Here is a 16260-nt window from a genome sequence, read left to right on the forward strand (position 1 = left end):
CCGTCTTTAGCGTCATCGGTAACGAAGGAGTCCGCGATGACAACAACGACGACGAATGTTCGGTTGGCCCCGCCACCCCCAGCCCTGATGCGAATGATCAATCCACTCGTCCGACGTGTCCTGTCGAATCCTCGGCTGGGCCGGCGTATCACCCTGCAGGCGCTGCTGGAGTTCACTGGCAGGCGCAGTGGCAAGACGATCCGAGTGCCGGTGTGCCTGCACACCATCGACGGTGTGCCGACGGTATTCACCGAACGGCCGTGGCGGCTGAACTTCGCCGACGCCGCGCCGGTCGTCATCACCCAGCAAGGACGAACTCGCCGCGGCCGGGCGGTTCTGCTGCGGTCCACACCGCAGGAGTTGGGAACGGCGATGCGAATAGCGCTGGACAACGGTGCGACGCCGTTCGAGCTAGGGCTGAAAACCAGCCGTGGCCACAAGCCGACCGCCGACGAGCTGTCCACCATCGCCCGCGCCATGATCCGCCTGGACTTCAACGAGGGATGAAATACCATGGAAATCAACCACATCGGACGTGAGATCAGCGTCCTGGCCGACTTCCAGGAAGTTCCTGGCATCGGATTCATCCCCGTCAACGCGTTCGTCCTGCACGCGGCCGAGCCCGTGGTGATCGATACCGGCCTCAGCCTGCCCGAACGCGGCTTCATGGACGCGCTCGGCTCGGTGCTCGACCCGCGCGACGTCGAGTGGATCTGGATAACGCACCCGGACCGCGACCACACCGGCGCACTGCGCGAGCTACTCGATGCCGCTCCCCGCGCCCGCCTGATCACCACGTTCCTGGGGATGGGCATCATGTCGATGGAAGCTCCGTTGCCGATGAACCGTGTCTATCTCCTCAATCCGGGGCAGTCGCTCGACGTCGGCGACCGGCGGTTGACCGCCTTCCGGCCACCGCTGTTCGACAACCCGTCGACTACCGGCTGCTACGACGAGCACACCGGTGCTTGCTTCAGCTCTGATTGTTTCGGCGCTCCCATGCCCTCCGCGGAGCTGGCCGGCTGTCCCGACGTCGGATATGTCGACAAATGCGAACTGCGTGACCGGCAGTTGCTGTGGGCCACCGTGGACAGTCCTTGGATACACACCGTCGACTACGCCAAATACCTTGAAACCTTCGACGTACTGCGGTCTTTCGACCCGGCTCTGGTCCTCGGCACCCACCTGCCACCCGCGATCGGTCGCATGCCCGAGTTTCTGGATATGCTCGCTGCGGCTCCCGGCGCAGTCCCCTTCACCGGCCCCGACCAGGCAGCCGTCGAACTGCTGCTCGCCACTTTCGAAGCCGCACCCCCGACGGACTGAATGCCACCATCCGAACGTCCGGAAATGCCGCTGATCGCTCGGCTGCTCGAGTACCTGAGAGTGCGAAGTCGGCGCGCTCGCCGGGTGAAATGTCGGTTGCACACTCCACAAGTGCCCGTGTGTGGAATGGGCGATCGTCGGGGCTGCGCGGCGGACGGCGGTCATTGCGGGGATGGGCGCGCTTTGGATACGGTGTTACCGTGATTCTTTCGACTGGGAAGGGCGTCGTGCGCCTCAGCCGGTGATCCCCGGTAGGGGGCCTAGCACGCGCCGTCGTGCGGGTGTCGGTTCGATCATCGGCGATCGGAAGCGTGTGCAGCGCCGGTGTTCGCCGGCCATCAGTGAGATCGGCTTCGACTATCGGCCAGGACCGCCCGGGCGTGCCGACGTCCGCCAGATCATGCCCCGCATAGATACCATCTCTCTGAACGATCTCATCGACACCTTCGAGATCAGCGCCGACATGCAGCCTGCGGGTGATGCGTACGGCGGCCTCGTACCCCGGTTCGTCCGGTTCGAGTCAGCGGTGGACCATTTTCACGGGTTCTCCTCCCTCGCTATGGGACAGAAGATCCCGGTACTTGCGTGCAGTTGCGGGGAGCTGGGCTGCTGGCCGCTGCTGACCCGCATAAGCCTGACTGGCGACCTTGTCGTGTGGGACTACTTCGAACAGCCCTACCGGACCGCTCGTGACTACACCGCATTCGGTCCCTTCCTGTTCGACCGCGATCAGTACGACAAGGCTGTCCGGGTGCTCGGCGCCGCAATCGCCGCTCACGAATGACCCACGGCCGAGTCGCATCCGACTGTTGCGCAAGCGCATCACCGAGTCAGGTCTCGAGAACATGCGGTAATGCCGCTGCGAGCGATCGAGAGCGTCGATCGCGATCGAACGAGCTAGGACTGGTTGGATCTGCTGCTATCCGAAGACTTCAGCGTGCCACCAGCGGGCCTGGTCGCTGAACCATGGGCCGACGCGGTCGGCGGTGAGGGGGTGGAGTTCGCGGAGGTCGATGTGGTAGCGGCGGTAGAGGGCGACGAGTTCGCGGAGGGCGTCGTGGTCGGCGCGGGCGGGGTCGATGGTGAGGTAGAGCGTGCGGAGTTCGCCCCGGTAGGAGGTGACGCAGTCGATCTTGTCGAGCCACCCGAAGAAGATCGCCTCGTCCTGTGGTGAGTAGTAGGTGACGTGTGGCGCTTCGAGAACGACACTGCTGGTCATCGCGACTTACCTCCCGGGTACACGTTGGTATATCCACCGCTCTTTTCCTGGACGTCCCAGTGGGGGCCGCCGTGCGCAGTCGAGCCTTGACCGGTGGGCACCCAGACGTTGCCGTTGGCGTCCAGCCAGCCCGACCCCTTGCCGTTCGGGTTCGGCACCCATTTGTCGCCACCCTTGGGCGGGCTGAATCCTTCGATTTCGCTCGGACGTCCGGGCGCCTTCGGTCCATCGGGATCGTAGGCGTTGGCCGGTGACTTGTAGTTCGACTCGAACGTCGCGTCACCGGCGATGGACAGGATCGTCAGCCCGGTGATGGTAGCCAGCGTGGTCGCGGCCAGCGCCGCCGCGCTGAATTGAATCCCGGCCAATGTTGTGAAGAATGCTCCGAACGCACTCGCGATCGCGGTCGCGGCGGTTTCGAGAGCGGGACCCTCGACCGTCACTGCCCGCGGGTTGCGGATCAGCACGATCGTCACCGCGATCACGACCGAGGCCGCTACCAAGATCGCCGCCACCTTGGCATTGATTTCGGATCGGGCTGTGGCGAGCGCGGCCTGGTGCGCAGCGGTGGCACCGGTGAGATCGACGGCGGCCAGCCTGATCTGGCCCGCGTTGGTCGAGAGTGTTCCGAGATGCTCGGTCAGGTTCCTGATATCGGGAGCGTTGAAGGAGGACAATCCGTCGGCGACGGCCCGCAGCCGGGCCTCCGCACCGAAGACCGCGTTGTCCTCTGCGAAGCGTTTCCATGCCTTGGCGGCCTTGTCCAGTTTGTCTGTGTCGCCGTCGGGGATCTCGCCGCCCGCGACCTTGGCGACGACTTTGTCGTACAACTCCGGAAAGTCGGTCTGCAACCCTGGGCCGTTGTCGCGGGAGGATGCGACTCCCACGACGATGTCCGCGCCGTACGGCACTTCGGACGGAATCCTGCGCGGGCACGACGGACCGTCCCCTTTGTTCGGATCACGATTGGCCGCATAGTTGGCGCATTCCCAGTTGTAGCCGGAGGCGATGAGGATGTCGCCGAAATGGGTGAGCGCGTTGACGAAGTTGGTTGCCGCAGTGGTGAATGCGCCCGCGCGCTCGTCGTAGGCCCTCGACCATGCTTTGGCGGCCTGGTAACTGCCCGCCATCCCGCCGGTGTCGAACAGCGCGGTCTGCAACGGTTGGTAAGCGCCTTCGAACTCCTTCGACAGCTTGTAGCAGGCATCAGCCGCGGTGTAGTACGTCTGGGGTGTGATGCCGACCATCTCACCCCCTCGTCATCCGGTCGTTGACACCCATCGCGTGTGCATAGGAATCGTGGGCCGTCTGTGCGGCTGTCTGCATTCGGGCGAGTCCGTCGAGCAGTTCCCGTGCGGCGATCAACCAGTCCCGTTGCTCCGCGGCGTACGCTGTCGCAGCTTCGCCGGTCCATCGCCCGCTCTGCGCCAGGGCCTGCACTCGACCATCCAGTTGGTCGAGGTAGTCGGCGAAGAATTCCTTGAAGCCACGGCCCGCGCGGTCACCTGGTCGATGTGCTCCAGGTCGAACTCGAATTCTGATTCATCGGACATGACGTCGGGGCAGATCCAGTGTGCTGATTCCGGTCGCGGTCGAATCGTCCTGATTCTGTAGCTCCGCCGCGGTGACACCGAGTTTCGCCGCCAGGTCGGTAAGCGCGTCCCAGGCTTTCAGCGCCCCGTCGTGCATCTCGTCCCAGCCGGTGCGATACGAGTCTGCCGCCGCGCCCTTCCAGGTGCCAAACAATGCCTGCACTTCTCGATCCAGCGTCGTCGAGCCCGACCGTAGCTGCTCGGCGACCTCATGGGCGAACAGTGCCGATCGCCCTCACTTCGTCAGGTATCACCGTCAATGGCGTGCTATCGGTAGCCATCTCGTCTCCTCCCCGTACACCGGACGTTCGGATCATACGTCCACGCTCATATGGGGTTCCGGACCATTCGCCCGATTTCACCGGATCTGCGCTGCACGAAATCCGGCCGACGAGGTCGCGTCCGCGGAGGCGGTGATCCCACCTACCCTCCAACATCCGGTTATGCCGCGAACCGTACCACTCGGAAGCAAAAGATACTGGACGGTAGCTGATCTCGCTGCACCATCGCAGCTGCCGTTCGGCCCGAATAGACCGACATAGAACTGGGCTCGTCCGTTGCCCGTCCCCGGAAGCATCAGGGGCGGGCACGCCGAGGCGGACGGCTCCGACGGGCAGCGATCTACCCGCTACTACTCTGTTCCGGTGACCGAATCCGTCGAAGGGCCGATGAGCGCCGAGGGCGCGATGAGCGCCGACAGCGCCGTGTGGGATGAGCGCCTGCGGCTGTTCTCGTTCGCGACGGCGGAGAAGCGCGCCGAGTACCTGTGGGTGTTGCGTGCCTTCGACAGTGCGCGCGCCGCGTACGTGGTGCTGCTGCACGCCGACGATGTGGCCGAGTGGATTCGGCGCGAACGCGGGGATGTGGAGTCGATCACCGCGCTCGAAATCGGGGTGCTGCTCGACCAATTGCACCGCTGGGGTGTGCTGGAACGTAGCTACGACGGGACTCGTGCGGCCACGCTGGCCGAATATCGCAATCGGCACTACGTCTATCAGTTCTCGCAGGCGGGTTATCGGGCGTATCGCGCGGTGGCGGGCGTGCTGAGCGCGCGGGTGGACGAGGCGTCGTTGTCGCGGCTGGTGCTGCCGGAGCTGCTCGCGGATCTGCGAAGCCTGGCGGAGGCGAATCGGCGGGCGGACGCCGAGCAGGTGTATCGCACGCTGCGCAGGCTGGACGCGGCGCTCACCGATATGGCGGCTCGGGCCGCGCATTTCTATCTGTCGCTGGGCGATCTGGTGCGCACCACCGAGATCACCCCGGAATCGTTCCTCGCGCACAAGGACGCGTTGCTCGCGCACATGCGGGAGTTCAGCATGGACCTGGCGCGGTTCGCGCCGCGGCTGGCGGCGGCCATCGGGGAGATCGAGGCGACGGGCGTGGACGAACTCGTCGAGCGGGCTGCGGGCTGCGACGAACGGGTGCTGTTGACCGCGGCGCAACGGCGGGCGGATTGGCGGGCGCGCTGGCACGGCCTGCGGACCTGGTTCGTGGCGGCGGAGTCGAGCAGGCCAGGTGAGAGCGAGTCCACCGAAGCCGACCGGTTGCGGGAGGCGACGATGAGCGCGATCGCGGCGGTGCTTTCGCTGCTGCGGCGGGTCACCGAGACCAGGCGCGGCGGGGTCAGCCGGGAATCGGCGCTGGTGCATCTGGCCGGGTGGTTCACCGCGGCGCCAAGCACCGACAGCGCGCACGCGTTGTTCGACACGGTGTTCGGTCTGGGTCGCCCGCGGCATCTGGCGATGGAACATCCGGATGCCGATATCATCCCGGCCATTCGTTCCTGGTGGGATGCGCCGCCGCTGGAGATCTCGCGCACGCTGGCCGAGACCGGCCGCCCGCCCGCGGCGGGTGCGCCCGCGCGTATCCAGCGCAACGAGGCGAGTGTCCGACGGCTGCGTGAATCCCAGCTCGACGCCCAGCGAGCGCGCGCTGCGGCGGCGCGTTCCCTCGCGGCGGCCGATATCCACCATCGCGAACTCGACGACGGCGAGACCGAGGTGCTGCTCCGACTGATCGATGCCGCTTCGACCGCGTGGGTTCCGGTGAGCGGGCGCGCGCCCGGTACGACGGCCTCCGACAACGGGGTCACGCTCACAGTCGTGCCGCACACCGGGTCGACCGTGGTCCGCACCTCCCGAGGTTTGTTGCATCTGAACAATCGCCGACTGGAAGTGCGGGCGAGCAGTTCCGCCGGCTCGGCGCGTGACGTCGCGGTCGTGCGGAAGTCGGGCCCGCCACGTGAGCGAGGCCAACGAAGTTCGGATGCACGGCCCATCGACACCGGGTATTCGGATGCGCGCCAGGAGCCTTCCACCGGCACCGGGAGTAGCGAGTTCCACCATTCGAGCGCTCCCGCACCCGGTCCCGACCGATCCGAGTCTGTGCGGGAAGGACCGGGCGACGATTCCTCCCCGCACACCTCCGACCCCATCGGAGCACGGTCTCGCCGCAACGACATCGGGGCGAACTCATGATCCACGCGCGCCGCATCGACACCCTCGCGCTCGACAACTACCAGCGCGCCGCACGGGTGATCCTCGCCAATCACCTGGTCACCAGAACCTATCCGGACCGGATCGCGCTGCCACTGATCCGCCGCTGGGCCACCGAACTGCGCGAGGATCTCGCCGAACTCTTCGGCTACCGCCTCGAGGTCACCGAGACCACGGCCAGGCTGTTCCCCGTCCTCGACCGCCTCGACGCGAACAGACCGGCCCGCACGGTCAACGACCGCGTCTTCGACCGCCGCCGCTACGCCTACCTGTCCTTGGCTCTTGCCGCTCTGGGCCGGGCGGGCGATCAGATCACGCTGTCGGAGCTGGCCGAACAGGTGTCGGCCTATTGCGGCCGGGTCGAGGGGCTGGAACTCGCGCCCGATCGGGCCGCCGACCGCGACGCCTTCGTCGATGCCGTCGGCTGGCTGTCGGCGCGCGGTGCGATCACCCTCGCCGACGGCGACGCGCACGGATGGGCCTCCGATCCCGAAGTGGGCGAGGCGCTCTACGACATCGACCGTCCGGTCGTCTTCGCGCTGTTCCGTCCGCCGCGCGCCCTCCAGCACCTGCACAGCGTGCGCGGTCTTCTCGCGGAACCGCACCCCGTGCAAGCCGCCGACGCCGCGCGAAAGGTGCGCCGCGCCTTGGTCGAACGTCCCGTCGTCTACGTCGACGACCTGCCTACGCGGGAGCGAGCGCTGCTGACGCAGGAACAGCTGGTCGCGGAAGTGGAGATCTTCACCGGTTTGCGGGCCGAGCGGCGCGCCGAGGGCGTGGTTCTCATCGATTCCTCGGGTCGGCTGTCGGATGTCCGGTTCCCCGGCACCGGCACGTTGGCGCAGGTCGCACTGCTTCTGGTCGGCGAGATCGCCGATCGCGTCCTCGATATCGATGATCCCCCCGCGCGACGACAGCCCGCGCCCGATCCGGCGACGGACCTGATCGGACAACTCGATGACGCAATCCCCGAATCCACCGTCTTCGTCGCCCTCGCCGACGCCCCCGACGAGGACTCACTCGACGACGATCCGGATGAAACCGAACCGGCGGCATACCCGTTCCTCGACAACGACTGGGTGCGCGACACCGTGCGCGCGCTGGCCGACCGCTACGGCGCCACCTTCGCGGCCCAATGGCAGGCCGACGTACCGGGATTGACCGCCGAGGTGACCGCGCTCCTGCACCGCCTGCGCCTGGTCCGCGCCACACCGGACGGACTACTCGTACTGCCCGCCGCGGCACGCTATCGCGGCGCGGTCGTCACCGTCCGTGCCAGGCGCACCGAGGAATTGTTCGTCACCGCCGCCGACACCACCGGCCCCGAAGGGATTTGAGCATGTCTGTCATCCACGGTGGAGTGCGCTTCATCCCCACGCGCGCGGGCATCGTCAACCTGTGGGACTACCGCGATCAGGAATTCTGTTTCGCCGACGGCCGATTGGTGCTGCGCGGCCCGAACGGCTCGGGCAAGACCAAAGCGCTCGAGGTGCTGTATCCGTTCGTGCTCGACGGCCGGATCGAACCGCGCAGGCTCAACCCGTTCGCGGGTGAGGAACGCACGATGAAGTCGAATCTGCTGTATCGCAAGCAGGAATCGGCCTACTCGTACGTGTGGATGGAGTTCGCGCGCGGTCGGTGGGCCGATCCGGAGACCGTGACGGTCGGGATCGGCATGCGAGCGAGCCGATCCTCGGACAAGGTCACCCGGTGGTACTTCGTCGCCGACGGCCGTGTCGGCGTCGACTTCTCGCTCATCGGCGCCGACGATCGCCCGTTCACCCGCAAACAGCTGGCCGAACAGATCGGCACCGACGCCATCGTCGACCGCCCGGTCGACTATCGCGCCGCCATCGATGCCCGCATGTTCGGTCTCGGACTCCAGCGCTACGACCAGCTCATCAATCTCATTCTGACGCTGCGCCGCCCGCAGTTGGCGAAGAACCTCGACCCGCGCGGGCTCTCGCAGGCGCTCACCGACGGACTCCGCCCGCTCGATGATCAACTGATCCTGGACGCGGCGCGCTCCTTCAGCGATATGGAGGAGGTCGGGCGCACCCTCGAGGGACTCGTGCACGCCGACACCGCCACCGGGGCGTTCGTCGATGTCTACCGCAAATACCTTGCGGTGCAGGCGAAAACCGATGTGGACCAGGTCCGTGTCCGACTCGACGCGGTGACCAACGCGAGCACCGCGCTGTTCGCGGCGACCGCACTGCGCCAACGCCGCGACGGTGAACGCGTCGCCGCCCAAGCCCGCGCCGACGACGCCGACCGCGCCTGCGACCAGGCCATGGCCGATCGCGAAACCCTCCAGCGTTCCAGCGCTTACGAGGGTAAACAGCAACTCGACGACCTCGCCGACGCGGTGCGCAGGCTGGAGACTTCGGCGAGTGTGCACGGTGACAAGGCGCTCAAGGCCGGGCAGACGCTCGACCAGCGCGCGCAGGAAGCCGAACGCGCCCTTGTCGCCGTGCAGGAGGCGGGAGCCGCGCTCGCCCGCGGTGAGGACGAATTGCGCGCCGCCGCCGAACAAGCCGATATCGCCTGGACACCGATCGCGGGTGAGGCACGCGCGGATGCGCTCACAGCGGCGGTCCGGGCGCGCGCCGAAGAGCGCGACGCGGACGTGCGTGAGGTTCGGAAGGCGTTGGGGCATCTGGAATCCGCGTCGGCGGAGCGGTTGCGCGCCGAACGCGATGCCGAACGCGCCGTCGGTGCGCGCGAGACCGCGGGCGCCGAGGTCGCGGCCGCGCAGGCGGCGGTCGAGTTGGCGCGTGCGGAATCCGCTACGGCGCTGCGCGCGTGGTGGGAACGGCACCGCGAGACCTATTCCGCGCTCGGCGACGAACTGTTCCCGGCGCTCGATGCCGCGGTATCGGCGGCGGGTTCGGAAGACACGGTCGGTGTCGCCGAAGTACTGGCCGAACGGGCGCAGCCGCTGCTCGACGAGATCCGTGCGCGCCGCCACGATGCCGCCGCCCGCGCCGGTGCGGCCGCCGCGCGGGTGCGCGAACTGCGTACCGAATACGAGAAAGTCGAGGCCCAGCGTGCCGACGCACCGCCGGTCGCCTTCGCCGATGCCGATGCGCGCGGCGAGCGGGCGGGGGCGCCGCTGTGGCGGCTGGTCCGTTTCGCATACGACCTGCCCGCGCGTGATGCGGCCGGAATCGAGGCCGCACTGCACGCGGCCGGACTGCTCGACGCATGGGTCTGCACGGAGATCCCCGCAGACTTCCGTTCGGATCGCTTCCTGGTCCCGCTGCCAGAAGCCGCGCGCCCCATCGGCCCGACCCTCGCCGATGTTCTTGTGGTGGAGGATGATTCCGACGATCTGACGGTTCCGCGCAAGACCGTCGCCGGTGTGCTCAGCTCCATCGCGCTGAGCGATTCCGCTCTCGCCGTTGATGCCATCGCGATCGGAGACGCCGATATCGCCGCGGTCACCGGTGCAGCGGTTACCATCGGCGTAACGGGCGGGTTCCGCCAAGGCGTGCAACTCGGTCGGCACATCAAATCCGACGCCGAGTTCATCGGCGCGACCGCCCGCGCCCGCCGCCGCGCGCTCCGCATGGCGGAACTGACCACCGACATCGAAGCCGCGACCGCCGAACACGAACGCGCTGAAGCTGATTCGGCGGCTGCTATCGCCGAACTCGACGGGGTGACCGCCGCCGCCAAACAGCTCCCGCGCCCGGCGGCGGTAATCACCGCACTGCGTGCGGTCTCCGAATGCGCGGGCATGATGCGATCCCGCTCCGAGGCCGCCACACAGGCCGAACGCGACCTCGACAAGGCCGTCTCCGACGCGGCGGCGGTCGAGAAGAAGGTGCGTGCCGTCGCCGCCGAACACCGCACCCCCCGCGACGCACGCGGCCTCGACGCCCTGGCGGCCGCCATCCGGCATTTCGAGAACTGCGGCACCGGACTGCTGCGCCTGCGCGGCGACCACCAGCGGGAGCGCGAACGCGAACGCGAGGCCGCCGACCGCCACGACGAGGCCCGCGACCTCGCCGAAGCATTCGCGGAGGAAGCCGAATCCGCCCGCACCGGCTACGAGGAACAGCTGCGCAAGCTCGAAACTCTGCGCGAGGCATTGGGAGCGGGCGCCGCCGACATCGACCGCGAACTCGAAGCCGCCCGCCTGCGCATCGAAGCCGCTCGCGCCGAACAGAAGTCGGCGCGCAAGGCGGCCAACGAGGCGATCGAAGCCGTCGGCGACGCCGAGGCCGCTTACCGCACCGCCCACGAATCACTCGGCACCGCACTGAGCGAAGTGCTCGCCGAGGTGAAAACCCTTGCCCCCTACGCCCAACCGGATCTACTGCGCTTACTCGGCGCCCCCGATCACGGCCGCTGGCCCGGCAGCGATGCCGCGTGGTCGACACCGGAGCAACTGCTCTACCGGATCTCGCAGGCGGGACCGGAGTCCGAACCATCGGTATTACCAACCGAAGTCGCCGAGCTGTTCGCCGATCTGAGCACCGCAACCGCATCGGTGCGGGCGGGGGACGCCGCCCGCAAGTCCACCCGCAGTGCCGTCACCTCCGCGCTCCAGGAATTCGACGCCGCACTCGCCACGAGCGGACGCGACTACCGCCTGCACTGGGACGCCGCCGACGGGCTCACCGTGGTCCAGGTCCAGGACGAGCACGGCGTCTGCGCGCTCGCCGATTTCGCCGAACGCGTCGACCGCGCCCGCCACGACCAGGAACTGCTGCTCACCGACGCCGAACGCCGCATACTCGAAGATGCCCTGCTCACCGGCTTGGCCCAGCAGATCCACGAACGCACCGGCGACGCCCGCGATCTCATCACCCGCATGGGCGCGGAGATGAAGCAGCGCCGCATGTCCTCCGGCAACACCATCGGCGTGCACTGGGTTCTCGCCGACACCCTCTCCGACCCCGCCCGCGCGGTATGCAAACTCCTCGACCGCGACGCCACCGCCCTCACCGCCGAAGACCTCGCGTCCGTGCGCGCCCACTTCGCCGCCGAGATCCGCACCGCCCGCGCCGCCCACCCCGAACGCTCCTACCCCGAAATCCTCGCCGCCACCCTCGATTACCGCACCTGGCGGGTGTTCTCCTTCACCATCCTCGGCGCCGACGGCGCCGAGGACAAACTCACCGTGGCCCGCCACAGCGCCCTGTCCGGCGGCGAACAATCCGTCTCCCTGCACCTGCCCCTGTTCGCCGCCGCCCACGTGATGCTCGACTCCGCCGACCCGCAGGCCCCTCGCCTACTCGCCCTCGACGAAGCCTTCGCGGGCGTCGACGACAACGGCCGCAGCGAACTACTCGGCCTCAGCGTCCAATTCGACCTCGACCTCTTCATGACCGGCTACGACCTGTGGATCACCTACGCCCACGTCCCCGGCTGCGCCCACTACGACCTTGCCCACTCCGCCGCCGAAAACAGCGTCAGCGCAACCCTGTTGGTATGGGACAGCGGCGAACTCCTCGCCGAACACGACGGCGGCGACCTCACCGCCGCCCTCGGCTCCCCCGACCGCCGCCGCACCCCGACCACCATCGAAGGAGGCATGACTCTGGACGATATGCCGGGCGCGACAAGTCCGGTCAGGTGAACGACGAAACCCGTAACCTCTGAGAGTGAACGAAGAGCTTCGAGTAGCGGCCTACGCCGTGTGCGTGCGGGAAGCCGCGATCCTGCTGGCCAGGTGGATAGCGCCCGACGGCGGAAGACAGTGGACACTACCCGGCGGCGGAATGCATCACGGCGAGGACCCGACCACCACGGCGGTCCGCGAAGTAGCCGAGGAGACCGGATACACCGCCGAACTCGTCAGCCTCATCGGCATCGACTCGCTGAACCGCCGATACCCGCGCCCGCACGGAAAATTCGCCGACTTCCACGGGCTCCGAATCGTCTACGAGGCCCGGATCACCGCGGGCGAACTCCGCAACGAAACCAACGGCTCGACCGACCTCGCCGCCTGGCATCCACTCGACACCATCGTCCACCTCGACCGAGTCGACTTGGTCGACATCGGAATCGAACTGTGGCGGACCAGGCCTGCTCTGGGCCGCACCGGTCACCGACCGCCTCCCGCCTAGCTCGCGTCGGGTAGCGCGCCCTGCGGCATCAGCGAGCGTTCGCCGCAGCTCCGACCCGGCGATGTTGTTAGGTGCTCAGCGGCATGCGCGCACGTTGAGAGGCACTGTCGGCCAGATCGGTTTGGACAACCGGCGCACGGGTCCAGAGTGCTAGTTGCCGGATGCGACGTCCAAGCTGTGGCTGCGTGGACGGCGCTGATTCGGATCGCTCTCGCGCATGGCGACCCGTGAGCAGAGCCGCGCGCTGTGGCACCACGGTGGCGCAGTGACGGTCTATGCGCCGACCACGAGAGTTGCCCAGGATCGGTCCGAAGCCATGATCGTAGATCGCGGGGTCGATTCCGCGTCGGGCCGGCGGCAGCCATGATGTTGGTCAGTCGACGCCGTCGAGGATGGCGCATGGCGGGTCACCATTTTCGTATCATCGGTGGATAGTTCTAGCGGAAATTGCGCCGAGAGAATCCGCGATCAGGCATGATTGAATTGTGAACATAGCAGGCCATGCGGGACGTAATGGATTGGACGGCGACCAGGACGCCACCATAAGAGAAAGTGATCGGGACGGCAGGAAACTGCTCCTTTGGAGCCTTTTCGGAATTGCATTGACGTCGCTGGCTTCGTTGATACTATTAAGCTTTTTCGCTCGCATGATCGACGGAAAGGGGTCTTGGTGGAAGATATTTGAGCATAAATTGAACCAGGGCGACTGGTTCGAAGCATCGCGTGCGACTGTTGCACTCGTTGCGCTCGCGGTAGCAGGCGGCGCAGCATATTTAGCGTACAGGCGGCAATTGACCGCAGATCAGAACCAGCGCACTGCGGCTGAAACCCTGCTCGTCACCGCCAATGCCTATAAACTCTCGGTAGAGCGCCACGATATCGAACAACAGCGTGAACTTCGAATCCGATTCCGCGAGGCGGCTACTCAGTTGGCGCACCCGTCTCCCGCCGTCCGCATCGCCGGGGTCTATGCCATGGGGGCTCTTGCGGATGATTGGCACAGTCGAGACCGGCAGGATGAAGTCCAGGTATGCATTGACGTGTTGTGTGGGTATCTACGTTTACCCTACTTGCGCGAGCACGGCGACTCTCATCTGACGAAAAGAGTAATCTCCAGGCCGAGGAACAACTTGGACAGGAATTCGGCACGCGGAGCGGTCGAAGACCATTTCGAATACCGACAAAATGATCGTGAGGTCCGTCAAACTATAGTCAAGGTAATTGCTTCACGCCTGAAAAAAGATGAAGAACACCCCTGGTCCATATGTGATTTCGACTTCTCCGATGCCGTCTTCGAGAATGCCAACTTCAGCGAAGTGCTGTTTGAAGGTAATGCAAATTTCGATGGTGCGGAATTCTATAGCGATAAGTGGACAGTGTTCATGGGTTCGATATTCGAAGGAGACGCATCGTTCGACGGCGCCAAATTTCACGAGAAGGAGACGCTCTTCATGTGGACGCTTTTCAAGGAAGCGGCAAACTTCAACAATGCCGAATTCTACGGCGATCTGACAGCTTTCGACGGAGCGGCATTCGCCGGCGGCGCCCTCTTCCGCAAGGCAAAATTCTACAGCACGGATACATTCTTTACCGGAATGGTGTTCGCCGGTGCAATGTTCAATGAGGCGACATTCATGAGCGAAAGAGTGAAGTTCGATGATCCGAAGATATGGCGTGGTGTAGATTTCGATTGGAATGATGACGCCAGTAAGAAGCCGTCAAATATACTTCCCTCTGATTGGCCGCCGAAAGAGCTAGGGCTCGGAACGGACAATTCTCCGGAGAAATCTTAGGTCGCAGAGACCTACGGGAACTGCCTGTAGAACGCAGGTAGCCACCACTACCCGCACGCCGACACGATTTAGGAGCTCCTGACAGGTGCGGTCCCGACCCCGCCGACCGACGCCAACCGCCTGTTCAGCGGCGTCGCTCTCCTGCGGCGCGGACGAACTGTCACATAATCGGCGTGAGTGCGCACTCCCACTGTGGCGACCGAACCGAGCGTCCGCGACTCGACCGTGCGATTATCGCACCATGACAACCGAAAAGGCCGATGGCCGGTAAACGCCGCCTCGCACTACACGCAGCTCTGCCGGATCGATACGGACACTTCGACATTCCCGCCGCCACGATCGACCACCGAGGCCGACTCGTTGCCCTGCTCGTGGAGCCCACACAACTCCCCGCCACGCGTACGCCCAGCCCCGTCTACGATGCGGTCGTCGTCATCTGCGACAACGGCGACATCGACCAGATACCCCTGAACGGCCTCGATCGACAGTTCCACGAGATCGACGTCCTCGACGACGGAATCATTTTGGGCGCCGCACGAATCGAACGAATCGAGCCCACGGATCCGACCTTGCCCCGCAACATCGTCGCCTTCGACACCGAGGGACATCAACGGGGCGCCTTCTACGCGGGAGACGCGATCGCTCAAATGCTGACAGATCCTGACGGGCGGATCTGGATCAGCTCCTTCGACGAAACCACCTTCGCGTTCGCTGGACCCGACGGATCCTGGTCCAACGGTTCCGGGATCGGCCTCGCACGTTGGGACAACCTCAACAGTGAGCCTTGGTTCGCTTTCCACGGCACCGTACCCGATGTCGACTGGTTCGACTGCTATGCGGTCAATGTCGGCCGCACCCGCACCCACGCCTGTCCCTACACGAAGTTTCCGCTGGTGGAGATGGACGCCGATGGCGTGCGGTCGATCACCCGAAACTCCATCACCCGCTGCGTCGGCTTGACGGTATCGGACTCGACCTTCGGCTTCTTCGACCAGCATCGACACAAAGGAAAACCGAGATGGGCGATCCGAAAGGGCCGACTCCAGGACGGAGTCATCACCGAAACCGACACCGAAGAACTCGTTCTGCCGGATGGCCGGCGATCCGAGCGATGGGCTCGCGGAAACATCGGACGTGACTCGACCCTGTGGTTGCACGAGAACGGCAACCCCGGACGCTGGTATCGGTACGAACTCGATGGCTGACACTCTCCGAGGACACGAGTCGGTCTCGGGCAACACGACGCCGCACCCACCGCCGCGCGGCCGAAAGACGGTTCCAGTTCAGCCCTTCCAAGGCATCGGAACATTCGATACGGCAGCCGCCAGTCACCCGACGAGATCAACTGTGGCCCAGCAGTTTCCCGGGTCACGGCCGCACCGGACGGATCGCGGCACTATCGGATGTCTCGAGAGGAGAGATCTGCGCGCTGCTGGGCGTCCAGCACTTCGTCACCGTGCTGGTCTGCCCACTGACCGAGACGTTCGATGGGATCGAGCAGGCTCCGGCCCAGCGGTGTCAGCGTGTATCGGCCCGAGGTCCGTGTCACGAGACCGTTGTACTCGAGGCGGCGGACCGTCTCGGTCAGTACTTTCGCGCTGACCCCGCCGATGTGACCGCGCAACTCGCCGTGCCGTCGCGGACCGTCTCGAAGCGCCCACAACACGACACCGTTCCACGTGTTGGCCAGCAGATCCAACGCCAGCCTGGCCCGACAGTCGGCGAGCAACCTCGGATCGCTGTCGGGAACCATTC

14 protein-coding genes are annotated in these 16260 nt (G+C 65.9%); 9 read left to right on the plus strand and 5 right to left on the minus strand.

Features of this window, described 5'->3' with window-relative positions:
* Positions 1-36: 36 nt before the first annotated feature.
* The 3 genes from IT779_RS00165 (at position 37) to IT779_RS00175 (ending at position 2110) form a co-directional block, all read left to right on the plus strand.
* On the plus strand, positions 37-507 hold the full coding sequence (locus IT779_RS00165) for a grhN (protein WP_232541331.1): 471 nt from the start codon (positions 37-39) through the stop codon (positions 505-507).
* Between the two features lie 6 nt (positions 508-513).
* Complete coding sequence (locus tag IT779_RS00170; RefSeq protein WP_196147076.1) at positions 514-1326, plus strand: MBL fold metallo-hydrolase; 813 nt, start codon at positions 514-516, stop codon at positions 1324-1326.
* A gap of 121 nt (positions 1327-1447) precedes the next feature.
* Entirely contained in the window at positions 1448-2110 is a 663-nt protein-coding gene (locus IT779_RS00175; RefSeq protein WP_198428014.1) for a hypothetical protein, read from the plus strand.
* A 135-nt stretch (positions 2111-2245) separates the two neighbouring features.
* Here the strand turns inward: IT779_RS00175 and IT779_RS00180 are convergent, their stop codons facing one another.
* From IT779_RS00180 to IT779_RS37335, 4 genes are all read right to left on the minus strand, one after another.
* On the minus strand, positions 2246-2545 hold the full coding sequence (locus IT779_RS00180; protein ID WP_196147077.1) for a hypothetical protein: 300 nt from the start codon (positions 2543-2545) through the stop codon (positions 2246-2248).
* The gene (locus IT779_RS00185) at positions 2542-3792 is read right to left on the minus strand and encodes a polymorphic toxin type 37 domain-containing protein (RefSeq protein ID WP_196147078.1); all 1251 of its coding nucleotides are present in this window, start codon (positions 3790-3792) and stop codon (positions 2542-2544) included. Before IT779_RS00185 ends, IT779_RS00180 begins: the two co-directional genes overlap by 4 nt.
* A gap of 1 nt (position 3793) precedes the next feature.
* Positions 3794-3985 (minus strand): WXG100 family type VII secretion target, encoded by a 192-nt coding sequence (locus IT779_RS39015; protein ID WP_408637705.1) that lies wholly within the window; start codon positions 3983-3985, stop codon positions 3794-3796.
* 102 nt (positions 3986-4087) lie between these two features.
* Positions 4088-4300 (minus strand): WXG100 family type VII secretion target, encoded by a 213-nt coding sequence (locus tag IT779_RS37335; RefSeq protein ID WP_332838591.1) that lies wholly within the window; start codon positions 4298-4300, stop codon positions 4088-4090.
* Between the two features lie 505 nt (positions 4301-4805).
* Between IT779_RS37335 and IT779_RS00200 the strand changes: the two genes are divergently transcribed.
* The 6 genes from IT779_RS00200 (at position 4806) to IT779_RS00225 (ending at position 15710) form a co-directional block, all read left to right on the plus strand.
* A complete protein-coding gene (locus tag IT779_RS00200; protein ID WP_232541368.1) occupies positions 4806-6614 on the plus strand; it encodes a TIGR02677 family protein in 1809 nt (602 codons plus the stop codon).
* The gene (locus IT779_RS00205) at positions 6611-7969 is read left to right on the plus strand and encodes a TIGR02678 family protein (RefSeq protein ID WP_198428015.1); all 1359 of its coding nucleotides are present in this window, start codon (positions 6611-6613) and stop codon (positions 7967-7969) included. Before IT779_RS00200 ends, IT779_RS00205 begins: the two co-directional genes overlap by 4 nt.
* A gap of 2 nt (positions 7970-7971) precedes the next feature.
* Positions 7972-12222 (plus strand): TIGR02680 family protein, encoded by a 4251-nt coding sequence (locus tag IT779_RS00210; RefSeq protein WP_196147079.1) that lies wholly within the window; start codon positions 7972-7974, stop codon positions 12220-12222.
* A gap of 25 nt (positions 12223-12247) precedes the next feature.
* Entirely contained in the window at positions 12248-12712 is a 465-nt protein-coding gene (locus IT779_RS00215) for an NUDIX hydrolase (protein ID WP_196147080.1), read from the plus strand.
* Positions 12713-13197: 485 nt separating this feature from the next.
* Complete coding sequence (locus tag IT779_RS38670; RefSeq protein WP_196147081.1) at positions 13198-14505, plus strand: pentapeptide repeat-containing protein; 1308 nt, start codon at positions 13198-13200, stop codon at positions 14503-14505.
* A 260-nt stretch (positions 14506-14765) separates the two neighbouring features.
* The gene (locus tag IT779_RS00225; RefSeq protein ID WP_196147082.1) at positions 14766-15710 is read left to right on the plus strand and encodes a hypothetical protein; all 945 of its coding nucleotides are present in this window, start codon (positions 14766-14768) and stop codon (positions 15708-15710) included.
* 191 nt (positions 15711-15901) lie between these two features.
* On the opposite strand, the gene IT779_RS00230 is transcribed toward IT779_RS00225, so the two are convergent.
* Complete coding sequence (locus tag IT779_RS00230; RefSeq protein ID WP_196147083.1) at positions 15902-16258, minus strand: winged helix-turn-helix transcriptional regulator; 357 nt, start codon at positions 16256-16258, stop codon at positions 15902-15904.
* Between the last annotated feature and the right edge of the window lie 2 nt (positions 16259-16260).

The sequence above is a fragment of the Nocardia bovistercoris genome (genome assembly GCF_015674855.1).
GTDB lineage: Bacteria > Actinomycetota > Actinomycetes > Mycobacteriales > Mycobacteriaceae > Nocardia > Nocardia bovistercoris.

Excerpts from the sequence above, each read along its gene's own strand:
- IT779_RS00165 (WP_232541331.1), top strand. The coding sequence starts at position 37 with ATGACAACAACGACGACGAATGTTCGGTTGGCCCCGCCACCCCCAGCC.
- IT779_RS00170 (WP_196147076.1), top strand. The coding sequence starts at position 514 with ATGGAAATCAACCACATCGGACGTGAGATCAGCGTCCTGGCCGACTTC.
- IT779_RS00180 (WP_196147077.1), bottom strand. The coding sequence starts at position 2,545 with ATGACCAGCAGTGTCGTTCTCGAAGCGCCACACGTCACCTACTACTCA.
- IT779_RS00185 (WP_196147078.1), bottom strand. The coding sequence starts at position 3,792 with ATGGTCGGCATCACACCCCAGACGTACTACACCGCGGCTGATGCCTGC.
- IT779_RS00200 (WP_232541368.1), top strand. The coding sequence starts at position 4,806 with ATGAGCGCCGAGGGCGCGATGAGCGCCGACAGCGCCGTGTGGGATGAG.
- IT779_RS00205 (WP_198428015.1), top strand. The coding sequence starts at position 6,611 with ATGATCCACGCGCGCCGCATCGACACCCTCGCGCTCGACAACTACCAG.
- IT779_RS00210 (WP_196147079.1), top strand. The coding sequence starts at position 7,972 with ATGTCTGTCATCCACGGTGGAGTGCGCTTCATCCCCACGCGCGCGGGC.
- IT779_RS00225 (WP_196147082.1), top strand. The coding sequence starts at position 14,766 with ATGGCCGGTAAACGCCGCCTCGCACTACACGCAGCTCTGCCGGATCGA.
- IT779_RS00230 (WP_196147083.1), bottom strand. The coding sequence starts at position 16,258 with ATGGTTCCCGACAGCGATCCGAGGTTGCTCGCCGACTGTCGGGCCAGG.